This window comes from Bartonella sp. Raccoon60 (assembly GCF_002022585.1).
GTDB classification, from domain to species: Bacteria; Pseudomonadota; Alphaproteobacteria; order Rhizobiales; family Rhizobiaceae; genus Bartonella; species Bartonella rochalimae.
In genome coordinates this window covers 853,087-875,351 of the sequence record NZ_CP019786.1, presented here as the reverse complement: position 1 = coordinate 875,351, position 22,265 = coordinate 853,087, and the positions used below count along the sequence as shown (strand labels likewise).

General features: G+C 34.2%; 11 protein-coding genes, 1 tRNA gene and 2 pseudogenes. 7 read left to right on the top strand and 7 right to left on the bottom strand.

The window, feature by feature from the left end; translation table 11 throughout:
• Positions 1–345: 345 nt before the first annotated feature.
• Positions 346–1,494, bottom strand: coding sequence for an LPS export ABC transporter permease LptF (lptF, locus tag Bra60_RS03820; RefSeq protein ID WP_078689048.1), 1,149 nt, complete (start codon positions 1,492–1,494; stop codon positions 346–348).
• A gap of 683 nt (positions 1,495–2,177) precedes the next feature.
• On the opposite strand from lptF, the gene Bra60_RS03815 reads away from it, so the two are divergent.
• Together Bra60_RS03815 and Bra60_RS07575 are read left to right on the top strand one after the other, a co-directional pair.
• A complete protein-coding gene (locus tag Bra60_RS03815; protein WP_035007277.1) occupies positions 2,178–2,627 on the top strand; it encodes a DNA polymerase III subunit chi in 450 nt (149 codons plus the stop codon).
• Positions 2,628–2,778: 151 nt separating this feature from the next.
• The gene (locus tag Bra60_RS07575; RefSeq protein WP_035007426.1) at positions 2,779–3,045 is read left to right on the top strand and encodes a hypothetical protein; all 267 of its coding nucleotides are present in this window, start codon (positions 2,779–2,781) and stop codon (positions 3,043–3,045) included.
• On the opposite strand, the gene Bra60_RS03805 is transcribed toward Bra60_RS07575, so the two are convergent.
• Complete coding sequence (locus Bra60_RS03805) at positions 3,042–4,331, bottom strand: MFS transporter (protein WP_078688662.1); 1,290 nt, start codon at positions 4,329–4,331, stop codon at positions 3,042–3,044. The two genes, Bra60_RS07575 and Bra60_RS03805, sit on opposite strands and share 4 nt — an antisense overlap.
• A gap of 519 nt (positions 4,332–4,850) precedes the next feature.
• Here Bra60_RS03805 and Bra60_RS03800 point away from each other — a divergent pair.
• The 4 genes and pseudogenes from Bra60_RS03800 to Bra60_RS03785 all read left to right on the top strand — a co-directional run.
• Complete coding sequence (locus tag Bra60_RS03800; protein ID WP_078698086.1) at positions 4,851–6,755, top strand: BID domain-containing T4SS effector; 1,905 nt, start codon at positions 4,851–4,853, stop codon at positions 6,753–6,755.
• Between the two features lie 717 nt (positions 6,756–7,472).
• Positions 7,473–9,865: pseudogene (bafA, locus tag Bra60_RS03795) on the top strand (BafA family autotransporter).
• Between the two features lie 366 nt (positions 9,866–10,231).
• Complete coding sequence (gene bafA / locus Bra60_RS03790; RefSeq protein WP_078698085.1) at positions 10,232–13,117, top strand: BafA family autotransporter; 2,886 nt, start codon at positions 10,232–10,234, stop codon at positions 13,115–13,117.
• Positions 13,118–13,369: 252 nt separating this feature from the next.
• Positions 13,370–15,137 (top strand): annotated as a pseudogene (locus tag Bra60_RS03785) (autotransporter outer membrane beta-barrel domain-containing protein); the annotation flags it as partial.
• Between the two features lie 109 nt (positions 15,138–15,246).
• On the opposite strand, the gene Bra60_RS03780 reads toward Bra60_RS03785, so the two are convergent.
• On the bottom strand, positions 15,247–17,127 hold the full coding sequence (locus tag Bra60_RS03780) for an ABC-F family ATP-binding cassette domain-containing protein (RefSeq protein ID WP_194285016.1): 1,881 nt from the start codon (positions 17,125–17,127) through the stop codon (positions 15,247–15,249).
• Between the two features lie 246 nt (positions 17,128–17,373).
• On the opposite strand from Bra60_RS03780, the gene ndk reads away from it, so the two are divergent.
• Positions 17,374–17,796 carry a nucleoside-diphosphate kinase gene (gene ndk / locus Bra60_RS03775; RefSeq protein ID WP_035007287.1) on the top strand — a complete coding sequence of 141 codons (423 nt, stop codon included), beginning with the start codon at positions 17,374–17,376 and terminating at the stop codon, positions 17,794–17,796.
• Positions 17,797–18,045: 249 nt separating this feature from the next.
• Here ndk and pgsA read toward each other — a convergent pair whose 3' ends face one another.
• From pgsA to Bra60_RS03755, 4 genes are all read right to left on the bottom strand, one after another.
• Complete coding sequence (pgsA, locus tag Bra60_RS03770; RefSeq protein ID WP_078688659.1) at positions 18,046–18,627, bottom strand: CDP-diacylglycerol--glycerol-3-phosphate 3-phosphatidyltransferase; 582 nt, start codon at positions 18,625–18,627, stop codon at positions 18,046–18,048.
• Positions 18,628–18,698: 71 nt separating this feature from the next.
• Positions 18,699–20,678, bottom strand: coding sequence for an excinuclease ABC subunit UvrC (gene uvrC, locus Bra60_RS03765; RefSeq protein ID WP_078688658.1), 1,980 nt, complete (start codon positions 20,676–20,678; stop codon positions 18,699–18,701).
• Between the two features lie 156 nt (positions 20,679–20,834).
• Positions 20,835–21,680, bottom strand: a complete 846-nt coding sequence (locus tag Bra60_RS03760) for a 23S rRNA (adenine(2030)-N(6))-methyltransferase RlmJ (RefSeq protein ID WP_078688657.1) — start codon at positions 21,678–21,680, stop codon at positions 20,835–20,837.
• Between the two features lie 416 nt (positions 21,681–22,096).
• A tRNA-Lys gene (locus tag Bra60_RS03755) sits at positions 22,097–22,172 on the bottom strand.
• Between the last annotated feature and the right edge of the window lie 93 nt (positions 22,173–22,265).

Below are 22,265 nucleotides of genomic sequence, written 5' to 3'. Positions count from 1 at the left end.
CACTTTGATTTATAGTGTATAAATGATTTTACATAATCTAAAATTTTAGATACTGACAATTTTAAAGATTTTGCATAATCTACTTTATATAAAAACAGATCTTGTAATTTGTCAGAAATGATAACTTCCTATAATTATAATTTAGATTTAATCAGTTTTCTGTATTTTGTATCGGTGTTATCTATAGAAAATTCCTTGGTATAATAAAGTTCTGCTACATTGAGATTAAAGATAGAAAAATGCATAGTAGGAAACTTAGCTATTATTAATCGTTTCCATATTGATTCACTATCATGAATGTGAGCTATAATTCAGTTTGAATAAAAGAAGAATTATTTTTGTAAATCAATTTTTTATAATTTTTTGAAAAATTGTTTGAATGACATGATTAAATTTTTCAAGGATACCAATTTTATAGTCTTTTAGTAGCATAAAAAAGGTAAGCAAGCTTATTCCTATTGGAATGACATAAAGTAGTGGAATATAAGAAGGGTTATTTTCTGTTTTCCGTGCAAAAAAGTATCCTAACCAATAAATCAATAAGGAAAAAGTAATTGTAGAAAAAGTCGCAGAGATACGCGCTTGTCGATATGAGTGTGCATCTCCTGCTATGGCTATTGCAATTAATGCAAAAACAATAGGATAGAGACATTCTGTGAAACGACGATGCAACTCAGCTCTATATTGAAGTGGTTTTCGTTGATAATGAGGATCACTTGGATTGGGGTTGAATAAATAAGAAAGAGGCCGATCTTTAGGATAAATATTAGGTGTTTTCTTATTGGGAATAAATTCGCTTAGACTAAAAGTATGGGAGCTAAATTTGATAATTGAAACATTATCATTTTTATAATCAATTCTTTCTATTTCGCCATCATTAAGGATTAAAAATTTACCTTTTTTATTGTTAACAATAGCTCCTTTTGTTGCATAATAAAAAAGTCCAAGCTGAGGATCGCGCTGATCAGCAATGAAAAGACGGCCAATGGTTCCGTTTGCATTTCGTTCACCAATTTCTATGTAAAGATTTTTAGTTAATTCTTGGAAACTACCTTCACGAATGAAAAGACTAATAAGATCGGAATGAGAACTTGCTAATATTTGTCGCATATTAAGACGCGCGTGAGGGGCAATAAAATTAGTAATGGAAAAGGAAGTAAATGAAGCCAGAATTGCTAAAAGAAGAATTGGCTTCCAAACAATATTTTTGGATATGCCTGAGGCGCTGATAACAGCTAATTCTGAATCTTGATTCATTGTCAAAAGGATGGTTGTAATTGCAACAACTAATGCGAATGGCATGATAAGAGAAGTAACAGAAGGAATTAATAGAGATGAAAAATATAAAATTGTTAAGAATGTTTGCCCATTTGTTGTAAGAAAATCGACTCGTGCAAGAATTTGTACTGTCCAACTGATGCCAACTGCTCCAAGCAGCACAGCACTAAAAAGAATAAAAATGCGTTTTAATATGTATAATTCAAAAATCCGCATAGAATAAATATTATCCTCAATTTTCACTTCAAAAGTGATATTCTATAATGCGTTAAGTTAAAATTTAAAGACTGTTTTTTTGTGCATCTTTCCTATGAGCAATAGAAAATGATTATAGTCATACAGGCAGTTTATTTATTATTTTGAATAATAAGTTTCCAGTCTCTCTGATTTTTAATTAACAAGATGTTTTATGTATGCATTACGTAACGATATATGAATAAAATCTGTTTGAGAAAGGATGCAAGATGTTTTGTCTGCAATATCTAAATACAACGAAATTATAATATTAGGAATTAGTAAAATATAATGGTGATGTTAGCTTGTTATTCTATAAACAGAGCACTGTTCTAAGGGCTTTTTATATTTGTGGATGTTTTAAAGAAATGGGATTAGGGGTAAATAAAAATTCCTTTTTAAAAGTTATATAAATTAGCTGCATGATACGTAAAAGAAAAAATTCTATTAAAAAATGCAAAAAGAAAAGCTATGATTGCAGCTATAATAATTCTATTTTCTGACTTGTACGAGAATAATATGATTTTATAAATATTAATATATGGCATTATTTTTTCAGAATATAATCATTAGAATAAAACGAGATTTTAATTCTAACTTACTTTATCGTATCAAAATACTGAAGCTCTAATAGCGCTTTATAATGAAAAATATTGAGGATTAAAATGGTTGATATTCTTTTCTATCATTTAACAAAGTCAACTTTAAAAGAGACTTTGCCTGTGTTAGTAGAGCGTGCATTGAAGCGTTTTGGTAGAATAACAATACAATGTATGAATAAAGAACAATGCAATTTTATAGATACTTGTTTATGGGTTTATGCCGATGAATCATTTATTGGGCATGGGACAGAATATGATAAGTATCCAGATTTGCAGCCTGTGTTTCTTACTACAGGACAAGAAAATCCGAATGATTCAAAAGTGCGCTTTCTTATAGACGGAGCGGTTTGTTCAGATGTTGATATTTATCAACGACTTGTGATTATGTTTGATGGTCATAATGATACGCAATTGAATCTTATTCGTGAGCAGTGGAAAGACTATAAAACAAAAAATTATAATTTAACTTATTGGCAGCAAACTGAAGATTATCGTTGGGAGCAGAAGGTTTGAGGTATAGGATATCTTTATTTTGATTTTTTTAGTATTGAACTCTCATAAATCAGAGCTCTTGGTTACAAAATAATCAGATTGAATTTTTCTTATGATTTTTTTAGGAGCGCTAAAATATAGCCTTAGATTAAAATATTCAAATGGAATGATAATGATATTTGACCGAATTTTACTTATTCTATGGGCTGTAATATTAGCTTTTTTTTGTGTTTCATGGTTGGGAACAACAAATATTCTATCACAGATATTTTCTGTCTCTTATATTAGTATTATTATCGATATCTTATTCTTTTTCCTTTGTTTATTATTTGCTGGAATATTGTGGTGGATTACACCTAAACCGATGTCTTTAAAAATGAAATTAGCGGCATTTTTGCCGCTAATATTAGTTTTATTGTTCATTATTATTGTATGTTAGCGTGATATCTCTTCATCTTTAAAACCAATAAAGCAAACGAGTGAGATAAAAGAAGATACGAAGAGATAATAACTAATATAAGAAACACTAAAATGTTGTACTAGATATTCTGCAATATAGGGTGCAACAGCTGCGCCTAAAATACCAGCTAAATTAAAGGTTATAGAAACACCGCTATACCGAACTTCTGTTGGATATGCTGATGAAAGAACTGCGCCGATCTGACTATATGTCATTCCCATGAGAGATAAACCAATAACAGACATTGCACAAATACCTAAAATTCCATTATCGAAAAAGTAAGGAATTGCAAAGGAATAGATACCGGTAGCTATTGTAACCCAAATCATCAAATTTCTGCGGTTAACATGATTAGCAATTTTTCCTGTAAGAACAGTAAAAATACCAAAAAAAACAGCGCCGATCATTTCTACTTGAAGTGCTTGATTAAATGATAATTGCAGATGGTTTGTTGAATAACTTAGCAAATAAGTCGTAACCAAGTAAAATAATACAAGAATTGTCATGCTACAAAATGTACCAAGAAACAAAATTCGTGGGTGTTTGAAGAATACATCTAGAACAGGTATTTTAGAGGTTTTTTCGTGGTCGATATTTTTTTTGAATTCAATTGTTTCATTGATCGACATACGAAGCCATAATCCTAAAATAATGAAGACAATTGAGCCAACAAAAGGAATACGCCATCCCCATGAGAAAAGTTGCTCTTCATCAAGTGTATGCCATAGTGCTAAGTAAGCTATAATAGATACGCATAAGCCAATTGGAGCCCCTAATTGCGGAAACATTGCATACCAACTACGTTTTTCTGGGGGAGCATTTTCTGTCGCAAGCAGCACAGCTCCTCCCCATTCTCCTCCTAATCCGATTCCTTGTCCAAAACGACATATTGTTAAAAGGAAAGGAGCGATCCATCCAGCTGTTTCATAAGTAGGCAAAATACCAATAATAATTGTTGAAATACCCATTGTAAGAAGAGAGGCAATCAGCGTTATTTTCCGTCCAATTTTATCACCAAAATGACCAAAAATAATTGATCCTATAGGGCGTGATATGAAGGCGACACCAAAAATAAGGAAGGATTGCAAAATAGCGAGCTGCTCATTTTGGGATGGAAAAAATAATCGAGGAAATATGAGAGCTGCAGCAGTTGAAAAAACATAAAAGTCAAAGTATTCTATTGTTGTGCCGATAAAACTCGCGAACAAAATTCGACCGGGTGAAGATTCTCGGCTAGTGTTGCATTTTTCTATACTTATAGACATGGATAGAAAGTTCCTTTTTGTGTGAAATTGAATTACAAAACGCCTATAATTATAAAAAATTCATATCAGTGTCGAGTCATTATCACTACCGATTTTAATTATTGCTGTGGATTTTTAAAATATATAAATGAAAATGAAGGACTATATATCCGCATCAATAGAGTTGTCTTTGTCTGTAATAATTACATTTAATCTTTTAAAAGAGTGAGTGATCGGTGTAATCAAACGTCGCTTATAAGTAAAATTGACTTGATTATGTTTTTAATTTTGATTAAAAAGTCAAAATGTGTAAAATTTAGTATGAATTGTAATCACTAGTCTTAAAGTATTTTAAAAAATTTGAGAATTCATGTTTAATTATTTAGTACTAGTCAAAAATTTTTTTGATGATTTACTTCGAACGTATGCAGTATTAGAAGTATAATCAAGATGTTTCTTATGTTCTAGGTGCAATGTGAAGAGAGTTATATAGTAATTTTAAAAAGAAAGAAGAAAAACTTACCCAACGAGGATTCATTAATGTTCAAGAGCAAAAAAAAGGTGATTTCAAATTATGAGACGGATTATGCTACGCCTCAGTGCCTAATACAAAAGCGTCGTGAAGTGGTAAATTCAGTGATTAGTGCGCATATGATTGAGGGATATACTTTTAACTCTAGAACTTTAGATATGTTAAAAGAATATGCGAACGGGGATTATTCACTACAGCAGTTTAATACTCAGTTTGATAATTCTGTGAAAAAACTCGTTAAAGTAAAGGCACAAAAGGAACATTCAAGCTATTCTGAAAAAAAGCTGATAAATAAATATGGAATGCTAGTAAATAAATGTGGAATAACAAATACAGTTGCTCTTCGTAACAAAATTGCACACGATGTCGCAAAGGCAATTGTTAATTTGTCTCATGAAAAGGTACCAGAACAATTTGACACTTCTTATCTAAAACGTCTTCATAAGAGCTTATTCGGGAATATTTTTGATTGGGCTGGAAAGACTCGTGACGAGCTTAAATTTTCTGATAGTAGAATAAATGCTAAGTTGTCATTAATGGGAAAATTGAGCTCTATAAATAATGATAAAATTCAAGATAGTGAGGAAATTCAGGAAAGTTTGCAAAAAATCGATAACATTCTTTTTGAGAAGGATAATCTAAGAGGTTTATCATCTGAAGAATTTGCTCATAATGTAGCAAGAATGTTTTCTTTTCTTAATTATGTATGTCCTTTTGTAGGGGGGAATGAATGTACGCAAAAGGTGTTTTTTGAACAACTTGCTAAGGCTGTTGGTTATAAACTCGATTTTTCGGTTGTAACAAAAGAGCGCATGAAATTTGTTAGCCATGCTTCGGAAACATTAGAAGGTGATATAGATGCTTTAACTCCTATGGAGCATTTGTTTGAAGATATTTCTGATCCAAACAAAGTGTGTATGCTAAAAGAGTTTGTTAGCAATAACAAGTATAAAGATGTAGAAAAACAGATTATTGTAGCTGCTCGTAAAGATGCGGTTTATAACGGTATTTATAGGGGCTGTAGTTCAAATTCGGTTCTAGTCGAAATACCAGGTTGCTGCGTCGTGTGCCACAAAGATTGTTTTATGCCAGAAGAATTACAAGCCTTAAAATTAGGTGATACAGTTGTTTTTAAAGCTGTAATACCTAAGGTTTTTGAAGATGTTCTCATTCCAAAAAGAGTATATGTTCCTTTGACAAGAGAAGAAATTGCTGAGGAAATTAAAAAAGATTTCTCTGTTCAAAGAGGCTGGAAAGATGTTGAGTCTTATTCAAAACTTGTTTATAATAATTCGGCAATCTTTAAAGAAGATATCGAATTAATTGGTAAATTTTCATGTTTTGATAAAGCGCTTGCAAGACAGTTTGCAAAACAGCTTGCAGAAAAGTTTGTGGAATCTCCTCAATCTATTTCTGGCCTTGCAGGTTTTAAGATGTTAGGTATGAAGAATTCAAAGCGAAAAGAAGCTGAAGCGTCTTGTGCTGCACTTAGTGATGCAATTGTTCGGTATGCAGATATTGTAATATCGGCTAGAGATGAAATTTTAAGACAACAAGAAGTGCAAAGTGGTATTTCAAGTAGATCTGTAAAAATGCCCAGTAAGGAAATGCAAGATATTTTAAATTTGCCAGAAGACACGCAAAAAAAAATGCTTGAGGTTTCTCCTTCATTACGTCAGGAATGTTGTGATTTTATGCATGAAATCATGAGTCGTCTTTCATTGAATGAGTATAAAGCACTTGATGATAATAATTATGCAGAGCTTTCTGAAAGTTTGGGGGTATCAGAGAGTAAAGCAAAGCAAATTATAACAACCGTTAAAGTGATTGAAAAATTGTATTTGGATGTTAAAAAAGCTTTCTCCGTTAGTCTTTCGGAAAATACAGCTAAATGCAAGCCGATTAAATTGTAAGAAGTTGTTGCATCTTCATTTTTATGTGTGGAGAGTATTAAAAAACAGAGGATCTGTTTTTTAAAAGGTTTCAATTCATTTTAGCTAAAGCAGAAGAATTTTTTGCGAATGAGTGCAGTGAATAGGTGGATGGGTACACGTCTATTTTACTGATTGAGATAGTTAATTATATAAAAATTTAGCAGTTGTCATAAATTTTACAGACACATATATTAAAAGGATGTAATTTAGTTCTAGTTAGCATATTCTGTATTGATTTACAGTGAGTTTATTCATGTATTGTATTGTCGCATATTGATTTATTTGTATCGGATCGATTTTACTTAATAATACTCGTAAAAGTCTTCTTTTAAAGTTATCTACATTAATTATATTGCACTATGAATGCAGCATAGCGTGTTTTTATGTACAATATGTTTTTACTTAATGACAAGAATGAATAATTTGATGTTTTGATGTTTAAAAAACATCAAATTTATATTGTTTAACTCTGGAAAATGTTTCCTAAAAAGATAAAGCAATAAAAATATATGCTTGTTGAAAGATGCTTTTTATAGAGTGTTAATGGGATCGTTTTGTATTTTAAAATACAAGCTATTAAAGGTTTGTACACTTTACATTTTTGGTAAATTTTGATGGGTTATGGTTGAAATGTACTTTTGCAGAGCTATTTACTTCCCAGTAGTTTGTTCAAGACGGAATAGTAAGGATGTAGTTATGCAATACAAATGGAAGTTAGGTTATTGGGTGTTTATAATCAGTAGCTCTTTTGTGGGAGTTGCAGATGCAGATAAGAATGAAATGCAAAGATTGGATGGCAGTTATAGGGGGAGTGTTGTTTATGATCAGTATGATAATGAGAAAGAAAAAAAAACTGAGATCATTAGAAAACGTGACATCACTATTATTGAAGATGGAGCAATTTTAAAAAATTTCGTAATAGAGAATAATAATGAAATCTATGTTGGAAATGTTGGCCAGCAAGATAATCCAGGTAAGTCAATCAATAACATAATTAGAAATTCTGGAAAGCTTTATGTTTATGGAGGTGGTTTGAGTGAAGGTACTAAAATTGAAAGTGGTGGTGTTGAAACTGTTGTAACTTTCAAGGGTAAACAAGGTTTTTCAAGAAATGCTGTTATTTACACAAATGGACAACAACAGGTTAAGTATGGGGGAAAAACAGAGGGAACGAAAATTTATGGTGGTAAACAGTTTGTTTATGGGAAAGGTGATGTTGGAGGAAAAATAACAGAGAGTTTTGCTGACGGTACTATTATTCAGGGTCAAGGTGATATACTAGGAGAACAGAATGTATATGAAGGTGGTGTGGTGTGGAATACAAAAGTGATGGAAGGAGGCATACAAAATCTTTGTGCAAAAAGTAATCAAGAAGGGGGGGGACTGCAGTAAATACTGAAGTTTTTAGGGATGGAGGACAGCGCGTTTTTGCAGAAGGTACAGCTATTACTGTTACTTTAAATGATAATGCTGTTCAAGAAATACATAAGGATGGTTATGTATATGGTCTAACTGTTAATGATCATGCGAGTTCATGGGCATTTTCGGGTGCAACATTAGAAGGAGATACGACAATTAATGATTTTGGAAAGTTTCATCTTTATGCTGGAGATAAAGAGCATCGCTCTACAATAGAAAACTTTATTTTAAAAGGAAAAGAGACAGAATTGTTTGTTATTAGTGCACGTGATGAAGATAGCGCTTTGATTAAGAAATTAAGTGGTCAGGGAACTGTTAGTTTTATTCCTGATCAAGCTCAACCCCGTTATTCTCATCTTTATATTGAGAAGCTTTCTGGTGAATTAGGAAGTTTACATTTTAGATTTAATACCACTATTGCAGAGGATCGCGGTGATTATCTTTTTATTGAAAGTGGTGATGGTCATCACATGATAAGCGTAGCTGATTCAGGTGCTGAAATTACCAATCCTCTTTCACAGCACCGTGATTTGGTTACTGATAAAAGTGCAGGCTCTCATTTTACTTTAGTGGATCTTTCTGGTGTAAAGATTAATGCTGTTGACGGTGGCGCTTATATGTATGCCTTAAAGCAAAGACAAGATGATGCTAGCAAGATTTGGTATTTAGCAGCAGATCATTTTGATAAGCCAACTCCTCCAGATCCGGCTCCAGATCCAAATCCAGATTTAGATCTGTTGCCAACACCAACTCCGTCTACGACACCATCGACAGATGCAGTGTTATCTTTGGCAGTAGCTCCTGAACTTGTTTTTAATAATGAGTTGCAAAGTTTGCGTGTTGGAAGAGGTATTTTAGGCAGGAACAAGAAGAATACGGCTTTCTGGACGTATGGGATCAAGGGTCGCGATCGTTTGGCTACAGGTCATACGCATTTTAGACTTGATCAGACAGGTATCATATTAGGTGTTGATTGGCTGCAAGAACTGATGAAAGGGGATTTTTACATTGGTGGTTTTGGAAGTTATGATCAAGCGCGTATTACCCATGCACGAGGCGGTGTCAGTAATATGGACACTTATAGTGCCGGGGCTTATGCGACTTATTTTGATAATCAAGGGTGGTATTTAGATAGCGTTTTAAAATATAATTATTACACAAATAATTTAAAGGCTATTTCGACAAATAGTTTGGGTGTTCAAGGTGATTATAACCAATGGGCAATAGGGACTTCATTTGAAGCAGGGTATTATTTTAATGTAGCACCAGATACCTGGATACAGCCTTATACTCAACTAACAGGAGTCCGTGTTTCGGGTAAGGAAGTAAAGCTTTCTAATCAGATGGTTGGTAATGTGAATAGTTCTACTTCATTGCGCAGTGAAGCTGGATTATCTGTTGGTCATAAGTTTAATTTGAATGATGACGCTCACTTAATGACTTATATAACAACGGCTTGGTTACGTGAATATATAGATAGGAATCATACGACAATTAATAATCAGCATAAATTTATCACTGATTTATCGAGAGATGCAGGAAAATTAGGAATTGGTTTGCATAGCCTTATTGGTGATAACTTATCGCTTTATGCTGAAACTCAGTATCTCAAAGGGCATAAGGTGGAACAGTCCCTTCAAGGTATTGTAGGGTTACGCTATAGTTTTTAAGAGCTCGCTCTGTTTTGTTTTCTGATCATTTTGGAATTGTATTTTTTACAAGCCAGATATTAATGATCAGAAAACTCTTTTTGAGAAGATACAGATATTGAGATATTTTTGTATTCTAATATGCAAGATCAGTTTTGTTTATTAAATTCATTTTTATTGTTTTGTGAAATACATAATTTGCATATATTTTTCTTTCTATTGTTCTGATAATCCAACATTATTTATGATCATTGCGCTTTGTGAGATATTATTATGTTGTAATATAAAGCATATTATGATATCTATAAAACACGTTGTGATATAATAGAATGAGCTGTTTGATAGTCGGGAGACGTTAATCTAGCTTTCAGTGATGGAGCGTAGATCATGCAATATTATAAATTAAGTTTTTCAGTATTAATGGTCAGTACTTTTTTCATACAAAGTGTAAGCGCGCGGGAGAAAATGCAGGAGATGTCTGATGAATCTTTGGACTTAAGTGAAGTAATAAAAGCTTTTTCCTCTATTCTTATACAGGGAAAGGTATTGAAAAACTCTTCAATTGTTACTCGAGGTATCAGTATGAATACCAAGATTGAAGAGGGCGGTGTTGATATTGTTGAAAATAATGGAACCTCAATGAATGCCATTGTTGGTAAAGGTGGAAAACAGGTCGTTACGCGTGGAGCCACTGCAATGAACACTCAAGTTAAGGGTGGTTTGCAGTTTGTTTTTGAAGAAAGCGGTAGACTTTTGGGTATAGTGAGTAAGCGAAGTGGTGCATATGAATCTTCGGTTTCTGGTATAAATGGAAGTGTCGGGCAACAAAATCTATATGATGGTGGGGAAGCATGGAATACAAAAATCATGGGAGGTGGCATACAATATCTTTATAAAGGAAAGACAGGAAAAGGTGGTTACGCATCAGGTACTGAAGTTTCTTCGAATGGTAGACAATTTGTTTTAGCGGGAGGTGAGGCTTCAGGAGTTACCTTGAAGGATCAAGCTCTTCAAGTCGTATATTCTGGTGGGACAGTGAAGGATTTAACGATTCAAGATCAAGCGCAATCATGGGTATATGTTGGTACAAGTTTGACAGGGGCAACAAGAATTAATGGTCAAGGGCGTCTTTGTCTTTATGCTGGTGATGATAGAGGTTATATTACAAAAGAAGATATTACTATCGAGGGGCGAAGTCCTGAAAGATTGTTTTCTATTGGTATGCAGAATGGCAGCCGTAGTTCTGAGGTTATGATTGAAGATTTAGGTGGGAATGGTGGAACAGTAGGTTTTTCCTCTGTTGAATATGATAAACGTCATTCTAAACTTAATGTTAGGAAACTTTCAGGGAATTTACATTTCAATTTTAATATTAGTGATGTTGGGGAGGGAAGTGATTATATATTAATTGAAAATAGCTCAGGTAGCCATACAATAAGTGTTGCTGATTCTGGTCGTGAAATTGCAGATTCTTTTTCGCAAAAGCATGCTCGTGTTGCTGAGATTAATTTAGTTACCGATAAAAGTCAAAATGGGGGAGCGAGTTTCACTTTAGCAAATAAGGCTGGTAAAACAATTAATGCAGTTGATGGCGGAACTTATATGTATACTTTGCAACAGAGGAGCAAAAGTGGAAATTGGAAGGTTTGGGCTTTGTCTGCAGATACTGGCCAACCTCGTCATATAAGCGCTCCTTCTAAACGTTTAATTCAAAAACTAAATTTAGATTTATCATCTACTTCTAATGGTAAAGCGGATAATGGTAAATCAAAAAGTCACAAAAATTCTCCTAAATCTTCAGAGCCTCGATCTCGTCCTCCTCGGCATGTGAGACGGTCTGAGCAGAGTTCTCTAGCACTGGATTTGGGGGGACTGCAGGCTTCTAGTTCTTCAGCCATCTTATATAAGAACGATCAAAGTGCTGAGCCAAAAAGTCGAAGACGTGTCTTACAGTCTCATGATAGTGGTGTGGATGATTGTCCAGTGCTGGTGGATGGTTATCCAGTGCTGGTGGATGGTTATCCAGTGCTGAGTGGTTCTCCAGTCTTGAATTCAGAGCAATCACAAATTCTTGGTTTTGAAGTGATTCCATATACATCGGGACAACAGATTGATGTTAATAAAGAGATTCCAGTTTGCTCAGGTCATTTGCCTCTAGAAGAAGATATTAATTTAGAAGATCTAGAAGATTTAGAAGATCTAGGAGAACAAGAGTCTACACAATTGATTAATCAAGATAATGAAGAACAGTTGCCAATACAAGATAATGAAGAACAGTTGCCAATACAAGATAATGAAGAACAGTTGCCAATAGAGGAACAGTTGCCAATATTAGATCCGATATCTACATCTGCTCTGTCTACGACACCATCGACGGATGTGTTATTGTCTTTGGCGGTAGCTCCCGAGCTTATTTTTAACAATGAGTTACAAAGTTTGCGTGCTGGAAGGGGTTTGATAGGAAGAAATAAAAAGAACACTTCTTTATGGACATATGGGATCAAGAGTAAAGAGCATCTTTCTACAGGTCATACGAATTTTAAGTTAGATCAAACTGGTATAATGCTAGGAATTGATTGGTTAAGCGATCTAATGAATGGGCAGCTTTATATTGGTGGTTTTGGCAGTTATGACCAATCAGATATTGTTCATGCTCGGGGTGGTATTAGTCGTGTAAATACTTATAGTGTTGGGGCTTATGTGACTTATTTTGGTGATCGTGATTGGTATTTAGATAGCGTTTTAAAATATAATCATTATCAAAATAATCTTCACGCCATATCAACGAACGGTATAAATATCAAAGGTGATTATAATCAGAAGGCGATAGGTGCTTCATTTGAAGCGGGACGCTATGTGAAGTTAGTGGAAGATACTTGGGTTCAACCTTATGGTCAGTTAATTTGGTTGCAGGTTGGGGATAAGGAAGTAAAACTTTCTAATGAAATGACAGGTGATATTAGTCCATACACTTCGTTGCGTAGTGAAATTGGGATGTCTATAGGGCATGAATTGAGTTCAGGTACATCCACTCAAATGATGACTTATATAAAGGCTGCTTGGTTACGTGAATATATAGATAATAATCACACAATAATTAATAAACAGCATAAATTTAAGACTGATTTATCTGGTAATTCTGGCAAACTTGGTATTGGTTTGAATAGTTTTATTAGTGAGAATTTGAATTTTTATGTTGAAGCTCATTATCTCAGGGGGAAGAAGACAAAGCAATCACTTCAAGGTGTTTTAGGATTGCGTTACAATTTTTAAAAAAATAGTCTCAGTCTCGATTTTTGGTATGTTTTATGGTGATTGAGGCTACTGAATTCGCTAACTTTTAAGAGTAGAGTTTGAATAATGCGCTATAAATTAATTTCTGCGATGCTAGTCATAGATATTTTTCTTGTACAAGCTATTTCATCTAATTCTGATACCGATAAAGTGAAAGCATCTGTACCGGTATTGCTATCTGTATCTTCAAATGGTTTAAAAACTTTTCCTCGGGATCAAGGTTATATAACAGGAGAACAGAATGTATCTGGAAACGAGGTGGTATGGAATGCGAAAGTGATGGAAGGAGGCATACAAAATCTTTGTGCAAAAAGTAATCAAGAAGGGGGAGGGACTGCAGTAAATACTGAAGTTTTTAGGGATGGAGGACAGCGCGTTTTTGCAGAAGGTACAGCTATTATTGTTACTTTAAATGATAATGCTGTTCAAGAAATACATAAGGATGGTTATGTATATGGTCTAACTGTTAATGATCATGCGAGTTCATGGGCATTTTCGGGTGCGACATTAGAAGGAGATACGACAATTAATGATTTTGGAAAGTTTCATCTTTATGCTGGAGATAAAGAGCATCACTCTACAATAGAAAACTTTATTTTAAAAGGAAAAGAGACAGAATTATCTGTTATTAGTGAATTATCTGTTATTAGTGAACGTGATGGAGATAGCGCTTTGATTAAGAAATTAAGTGGTCAGGGAACTGTTAGTTTTATTCCTTATCAAGCTCAACCCCGTTATTCTCATCTTTATATTGAGAAGCTTTCTGGTGAATTAGGAAGTTTACATTTTAGATTTAATACCACTATTGCAGAGGATCGCGGTGATTATCTTTTTATTGAAAGTGGTGATGGTCATCACATGATAAGCGTAGCTGATTCAGGTGCTGAAATTACCAATCCTCTTTCACAGCACCGTGATTTGGTTACTGATAAAAGTGCAGGCTCTCATTTTACTTTAGTGGATCTTTCTGGTGTAAAGATTAATGCTGTTGACGGTGGCACTTATATGTATACCTTAAAGCAAAGACGAGATGATGCTAGCAAGATTTGGTATTTAGCAGCAGATCATTTTGATAAGCTAACTTCGTCTACGACACCATCGACAGATGCAGTGTTATCTTTGGCAGTAGCTCCTGAACTTGTTTTTAATAATGAGTTGCAAAGTTTGCGTGTTGGAAGAGGTATTTTAGGCAGGAACAAGAAGAATACGGCTTTCTGGACGTATGGGATCAAGGGTCGCGATCGTTTGGCTACAGGTCATACGCATTTTAGACTTGATCAGACAGGTATCATATTAGGTGTTGATTGGCTGCAAGAACTGATGAAAGGGGATTTTTACATTGGTGGTTTTGGAAGTTATGATCAAGCGCGTATTACCCATGCACGAGGCGGTGTCAGTAATATGGACACTTATAGTGCCGGGGCTTATGCGACTTATTTTGATAATCAAGGGTGGTATTTAGATAGCGTTTTAATATAATTATTACACAAATAATTTAAAGGCTATTTCGACAAATAGTTTGGGTGTTCAAGGTGATTATAACCAATGGGCAATAGGGACTTCATTTGAAGCAGGGTATTATTTTAATGTAGCACCAGATACCTGGATACAGCCTTATACTCAACTAACAGGAGTCCGTGTTTCGGGTAAGGAAGTAAAGCTTTCTAATCAGATGGTTGGTAATGTGAATAGTTCTACTTCATTGCGCAGTGAAGCTGGATTATCTGTTGGTCATAAGTTTAATTTGAATGATGACGCTCACTTAATGACTTATATAACAACGGCTTGGTTACGTGAATATATAGATAGGAATCATACGACAATTAATAATCAGCATAAATTTATCACTGATTTATCGAGAGATGCAGGAAAATTAGGAATTGGTTTGCATAGCCTTATTGGTGATAACTTATCGCTTTATGCTGAAGCTCAGTATCTCAAAGGGCATAAGGTGGAACAGTCCCTTCAAGGTATTGTAGGGTTACGCTATAGTTTTTAAGAGCTCGCTCTGTTTTGTTGATTATAGCCTCTATTGTGTGAGAAGTTTTAAAGATCTTTTCTATGAAGAGCTATTATTCCGTCAAGCAAGAAAGCTAATGGTAGGAGAGCTATATTTTTGTATGATTTTTTGTTTCATATTGATTAGATAAGGCAAACCAGAGTGCTTCAGATTCTTCCAGTTTTTTTACTGCTTTAGCACGTTCTTTTGCTTTTTCAGAGAACTGATGATGCGAAGAAGCAGGAATTAATTCTTCATCGAGTTGTTTAATTTGTTTTTGAAGAGAATTTATCACTGCTTCAGTTTCAGCGATTTGTTTGCGTAGTGGTGCAAGAAGAGAGCGTTTTTGCGCATTGATTTTTCTTTGTTCATTTTTAGAAAGAAAATGTTCTTTTTTAGGAGAAGTGTTTGTTTCTTTTTTGGGGGAGAGGCCAAGAACTTCTATGCGGTAGGTGTTGATATCACCTTTATAAGGTAGAACAGTTTTATTTTTTACAAGCCAAAATTGATCCATTGTTGCTTCAATAAGGTAACGATCATGAGAAATGAGGATAACTGCTCCATTAAAATTATTGAGTGCATGGATTAGTTCTTCACGACTATCAATATCAAGATGATTGGTAGGTTCATCGAGGATAAGAAGATGGGGACTTTTGAAAACGATAAGTCCCATAAGTAAGCGTACTTTTTCACCTCCTGAAAGCTCTTTAACTTTTACCATCATTTTTTCTGTTAATAGTCCCATCTGTGCTAATGTAGAGCGTATTTTGGTTTCTGACTGTTCTGGCATTAGATAGCGCATATGTTCTATTGCATTTTGCTCTGGTATAAGATCATCTAATTGATGTTGTGTAAAAAAGGCAATTTTTAGATGGGGGGCGAGTGTTATTGTTCCTTGTTCTGGTTGAAGACGGCCTGCGAGTAATTTGGCAAGAGTTGATTTACCGTTTCCATTTGAACCTAAAAGAGCGATACGGTCATCATTATCAATTCTCAAATTTAGTTCTTTAAGAATAGGTTTCCCTTTTTCATAACCAATATTTATATTTGATAATGCAATAATAGGGGAGGCTACAGGTCTATCAGCTATCGGAAAAGTGAAAGATTGACTATATCTTGTTTCCCAAGGTGTGATTAGTTTAAGTTTTTCTAGTGCTTTAAGACGTGATTGTGCTTGTCGCGATTTACTTGCTTTTGCACGAAAACGGTTAATAAAATCCTTCATATGTTTTTTTTGTGCTTCTTGTTTTGCCTGCTCTTTTTGTTGTAATCTAATAGTTTCCGCTTTTTGTTGTTTAAATTGATCATAATTACCACGCCAGAAGGTAAGCTTATTATTTTCAAGATACATGATAGAGTTAACAGTCTTATTTAAGAAGTCGCGATCATGGCTAATGAGAATAGTTGTATGAGGATATTGGTGTATATATTCGATGAGCCATAAAGTCCCTTCAATATCAAGATAGTTTGTTGGCTCATCGAGGAGTAAAAGATCAGGTTCAGTAAAAAGTACAGCTGCCAATGCAATGCGCATGCGCCATCCACCAGAAAAAGAGGATAGAGGTTTTTGTTGTGTATGAGGATCAAATCCTAGACCAGAAAGAATTTTACTAGCGCGTGCTTTTGCCGAATGAGCGTTAATATCACTTAAACGTGTATGAATGTTAGCAATGTGTATTGGGTCAGTTGCTGTTTTTGATTCACGGAGGAGATTAATAAGTTCTTTGTCTGCATCTAAAACAGTTTCGAGCAAGGATTGCTCGGTTATTGGTGCTTCCTGGGAAACTAAACCAATGCGCGCTTTTTGTGGTATGAGAACTTCACCATTCTCAGGAGAAATATCACCTATAATAACACGAAAAAGAGTTGATTTACCAGTTCCATTATTCCCAACAAATCCAGTTTTTGAGCCAGAAGGGATTGCAATATTAGCGCGATCAATCAAAAGGTATCCAGCCATTCGGATTGTGATATCATTCAAGACCAACATAGTGAAAAGTTTCCTTTACATGATTTTCTAATAAGCTCATTTATTCAATTTTTGAAGGAAAAATGATGATATGGTTATTAGGATAAATTACTACTAATATTTTTATTATATGAAGGTTACGATCTCAAAAAGAATTATATAATTGAAAATTAATACAGATTTTCTTACCGTTACTTGGTAGAAAGTTCTTTACTTGTTATAGAGAAGTGAAGATAGTTTTTAAATGAAAGAAAGGTAGATAACCAAATGGCTGTAGAACGCACTTTATCGATGATTAAACCAGATGCAACGCGCCGTAATTTGACGGGGGCAATTACAAAAATGCTTGAAGATGGCGGATTGCATATTATCGCATCTAAGCGCGTGTGGATGAGTCGACAGCAAGCAGAGGGATTTTATGCAATCCATAAAGGGCGTCCATTTTTTGAAGAGTTGGTGACATTTATGTCTTCTGGTCCAACTGTTGTGCAGGTTTTAGAAGGAGAAAATGCAATCATTAAAAATCGTGAAATTATGGGAGCCACAAATCCTATTGATGCACAGGAAGGAACAATTCGTAAAGTGCATGCTTTATCGATTGGTGAAAATTCTGTTCATGGTTCAGATAGTGCTGAGTCTGCGAAAATGGAGATAGCTTATTGGTTTTCTGACATTGAAATTGTTGGTTAACAAAAGACTATTTAGCAAATGAAAAGTCCCGAAATATATTGAGGGACTTTTCGAGTAAGATTATTACTTTCAAAAGAACATGTTGGTATGGCTATGTCTAAAAAGGTATTTTTCTAGTCTATTAAATTTTAATTATATATTTGCATTATTTTCCAAATGTTCTCTGTATCAGCTTAAGCAATGGTAAATGTCTTATTATTTAGGATAATGAGCCTTTATTCATGTATTGTAATCTCGCCGTTTGTTTTTTTATGTGATAACATGTTTCAAACCGGCGCGGAAATAATCCCATCCTGTCCATAATGTAAGCAGAGCTGCAATCCATAGCATAGTAATGCCGAATTCTGTTGTGTAAGGAATTATTTTATTACCAGCCGGACCTGCTAAGAGTAATATAATAGCTATCATTTGTACAAAAGTTTTCCATTTTGCAAAACGAGAGACGGGAACACTCACTTTTAACTCAGCTAAATATTCACGTAGTCCAGAGACAAGAATTTCTCGGCAAAGAATAATAATCGCTGCCCAAAGTGACCAGCCGGCGATAGTACTTTCTGCAGCAAGTAAGAGTAGGCAGGCAGAGACGAGAAGTTTATCTGCAATTGGATCCAACATGCGGCCAATATTAGAGGTTTGTTGCCAAATACGAGCAAGATAGCCATCCAAAAAGTCAGTAATAGATGCAATAATAAAAATAGAAACAGCAGTCCAACGAGCAATATCACTTGATTGTAGGCGACCTTCTAAGAAAAAGCACGCTACAACCAATGGTACAGCAATGATTCGTGCATAAGTTAGAATATTAGGAAAAGAAAAAGTATGATTTTTCATAGAGCAATTTTCAGTTTTTAGAGTATAAAATATTGTATAAAAGTAACAAGGCAAAGCTTATGAAACAAGCCTTATTTTTTATTAAAATAATTATGAATTTTGTACGCAATTTCTTTAGAAATGCCTGTAACTTTTGTTAAGTCTTCAATAGATGCTCTGGAAACTGCTTTAGAGCTTCCGAAATAGTTAAGCAAAGCACGCTTTCTCGTAGGGCCTATGTTTTCAATTTCATCAAGTGGATTTTTGAATGTTTCTTTTTTTCGTTTTGCTTTATGAGTTCCAATTGCGAAACGGTGTGCTTCATCGCGTAGGCGTTGTAGAAAATAAAGAATAGGATCATGTGGGGGAAGTGTAAAAGGTTGCTTTCCTTTCATAAAAAAACGTTCTAGACCAGCTTTCCGGTCAGGACCTTTAGCTATGCCAATTACTGTGATAAAATCATCTAAACCTAATTCAGATAATACTGTATTAGTAATATTTATTTGTCCTTGCCCTCCATCAATTAAGATAAGATCAGGCCATAGAGGATAAGAATCTTCATAGCCAATATTTTTATTTTTGTTAGGTAAACCATATGTTTTAAGAAGGCGTAAAAATCTTCTTTCGATTACTTCTTTCATCATACCAAGATCATTACCAGGTTTGATATCGGTCGAGCAAATATTGAATTTACGATATTGATTTTTGACAAAACCTGTTTGGTCAACAACAATCATTACGCCAACTGCATTAGTTCCCATAAGATGTGAGTTATCATAGACTTCTATACGGCGTGGAGTATGGGATAGTTGAAATGTTTTAACGATATTACAAAGGAATTTTTTATGTGCTGATGTTTCAGAAAGCTTGCGTTGGAGTGCTTCATAGGCATTTGTGTAAGCATGATTCACGAGAGCTTTGCGTTCTCCTTGTTTTGGTAAAGATAGAGATATTTTGTGGTTTGCTTTCAGGCTTAATGCTTCAGTGAGGAGTATTTCTTCGTCAATTGTATTAGATAAAAGAATAAGCTTTGGAATTGGCTTATTATCATAAAACTGTATAAGAAAACTTGCTAGAATTTCGGAGCTGGAAAAAGAGGGATCTGCTTTTGGAAAATAGGAACGATTTCCCCAATTTTGCCCCATACGGAAAAAAAATACTTGAATACAAGTCATTCCTTCTTGTTGTGCAATTGCAAAAACATCTGCTTCTTTTACAGTTTGAGGATTAATACTTTGATGGCTTTGTATGTGAGAAAGAGCTGATAAGCGGTCACGATAGGTTATAGCACGCTCAAAATCAAGATTTTCTGCAGCTTTATGCATAGCTTGAACCATATCATTTTTAACTGATTGACTTTTTCCTGAAAGAAAAGCTTTTGCTTTTTTGACAAGTTGTAAATAATCACTACTGCTAATTTCATGTGTACAAGGAGCTGAGCAGCGTTTAATTTGATAAAGCAAACAAGGCCGTGTACAGTTTTCAAGAACTGAATCAGTGCAGGTTCGTAATAAAAAGGCGCGTTGTAGAACATTGATTGTTTGCGTAACCGCTTCCGAAGAAGCAAAAGGACCAAAATAATGAGCTTTTCGTGTTCGGGCACCACGGTGTTTATATAGTGCAGGTGCTCGGTGATCGTCCGTGATAATGATATAAGGTAAAGTTTTGTCATCACGCAGTAAAACATTAAAATGTGGTTGTAATCTTTTAATTAAATTAGCTTCTAAAAGGAGTGCTTCTGTTTCTGTATGGGTAACGACAAATTCCATATGATTTGTTTCACGAATCATACGTGTAATACGGTTACTGTGTCCATGTTCACGGGTATAATGTGAAACACGTTTTTTGAGGTTTCGTGCTTTGCCAATATAGAGAATATCACCATTTTCATTGAGCATCCGATAAACCCCTGGTTTATGAGGGAGATTTTTGACAAAATATTGGATGAGTGCAACACCTTTAAATTGATTATTCTCATTTTTTTTATGAGCATCATGCCATATAATATCAGATGAAAAAGGGAATTTTTCTTCATTTTTTGTATAGCGGAGTATATGCTTTTCTAAGCTCATTAATTTACCTGAAACTATTTTATATTTGTGAGATATGAAATGATTGTTTCTAGTCAAGCGCTTTGTTTATGAATTGCTGTTTTTTCTATTTATGGTATCGGAATTGATAATTTTTAGTGTGTATTTTTATTAAAAATACTAAAGAATAGGTGAGCTCTATGAAAGCCATTTTTGTATAATATGTGCATGCTCATCTCTTCCAAGATGATTGATAAGGAAAGGAGCGATTTTTTTTATTTCGTCTTCAAGAAGATAAGGAGGATTAATAAGAATCATGCCACTACCATTCATTTTAGGTGGGGATACGCTTTTCCCAATATGCATCTCGAGCTGTAAAATTTTTGGAATTTCTGTTTTATGAAGTGCATGAAGAAAAAGTTCAATTTCTTTATTATATTTAACAGGGTACCATAAAGCATATACTCCTCCAGAAAAACGTCGATATGCTTTCACTATTCCTTCAATGAAGCGGGAAAATTCTCCTGGTTGTTCAAAACAGGGATCAATGAAAATAAGTCCACGCTTTTCTTTTGGTGGTAGATGGGAATTTAAAGAAAGCCAACCATTTAAGTGCAGAATTTTTGTTTGGTAATCACCAGAAAAGTGGCTGGCTAAAATTTGGTAATCTTCACGGTGTAATTCAATTGCAGTTAATCGATCTTTTTTACGCAATAGTTGGCGAATAAGAATAGGTGATCCAGGATAGAATGCAATTTCTTTAGTTCCTTTATTGATTGCAAAAATAACATCATACCATGGGGCAAGAAGCTCTTTTAAGTCTCGGGGGATGGGAATCGATAGAAGTCGTCCGATGCCTTCACGCCATTCTCCTGTTTTATGTGCTTCTACAGAAGAAAGATCATAGAGTCCAATACCCGCATGCGTATCTATGACGCGAAAGGCTTTTTCTTTGCGCTTAAGATATTCTATGATACGTGTGACAATAATGTGTTTAAAGACATCAGCAAAATTGCCAGCATGATAAATATGCCGATAATTCATTGGCAAACTTTATCATATATCTGATTGTTTACCAAACTTCTTTTTAACGTAAATAATGACTTTTATACCAGTGAAAGATTTAAGATTTAGAAAAATTTAAATCCTTGAAATCTATGAAGATTATTAAAGTTTTAACAGCATTTAGGATTTTATTGTGAAATTTTTATAATCTTTAATGTAAAAGTAAAATTTTCAGAGTGATAAAAATTTTGAGGACTATTGATATTTTCGAGTAAGTTAAATACGTCCTTCTAATATCAGGATATTTTGTAGAGATAAATGGTAAAGTACTTTTTAGATTTAAGAGTACACTGAATTTAAAGTAAATCAATTGTGAGCAGAAAAGATACTTAAATCTAATGGCAGTATATTTTTATAATTTTATTTATGTTTTTTTATTAATAAATTATCTTTATTGGTGGGTGATGAGGGAATTGAACCCACGACCCGCTGATTAAGAGTCAGCTGCTCTACCATCTGAGCTAATCACCCACAATTTTAAAAGAGGTAAAAATGAAAAACCCTCTATAATCCTCTAAAAAGAGGATGTCTAGATAGCCTTGTTGTTTTTGATCTATTTCTATG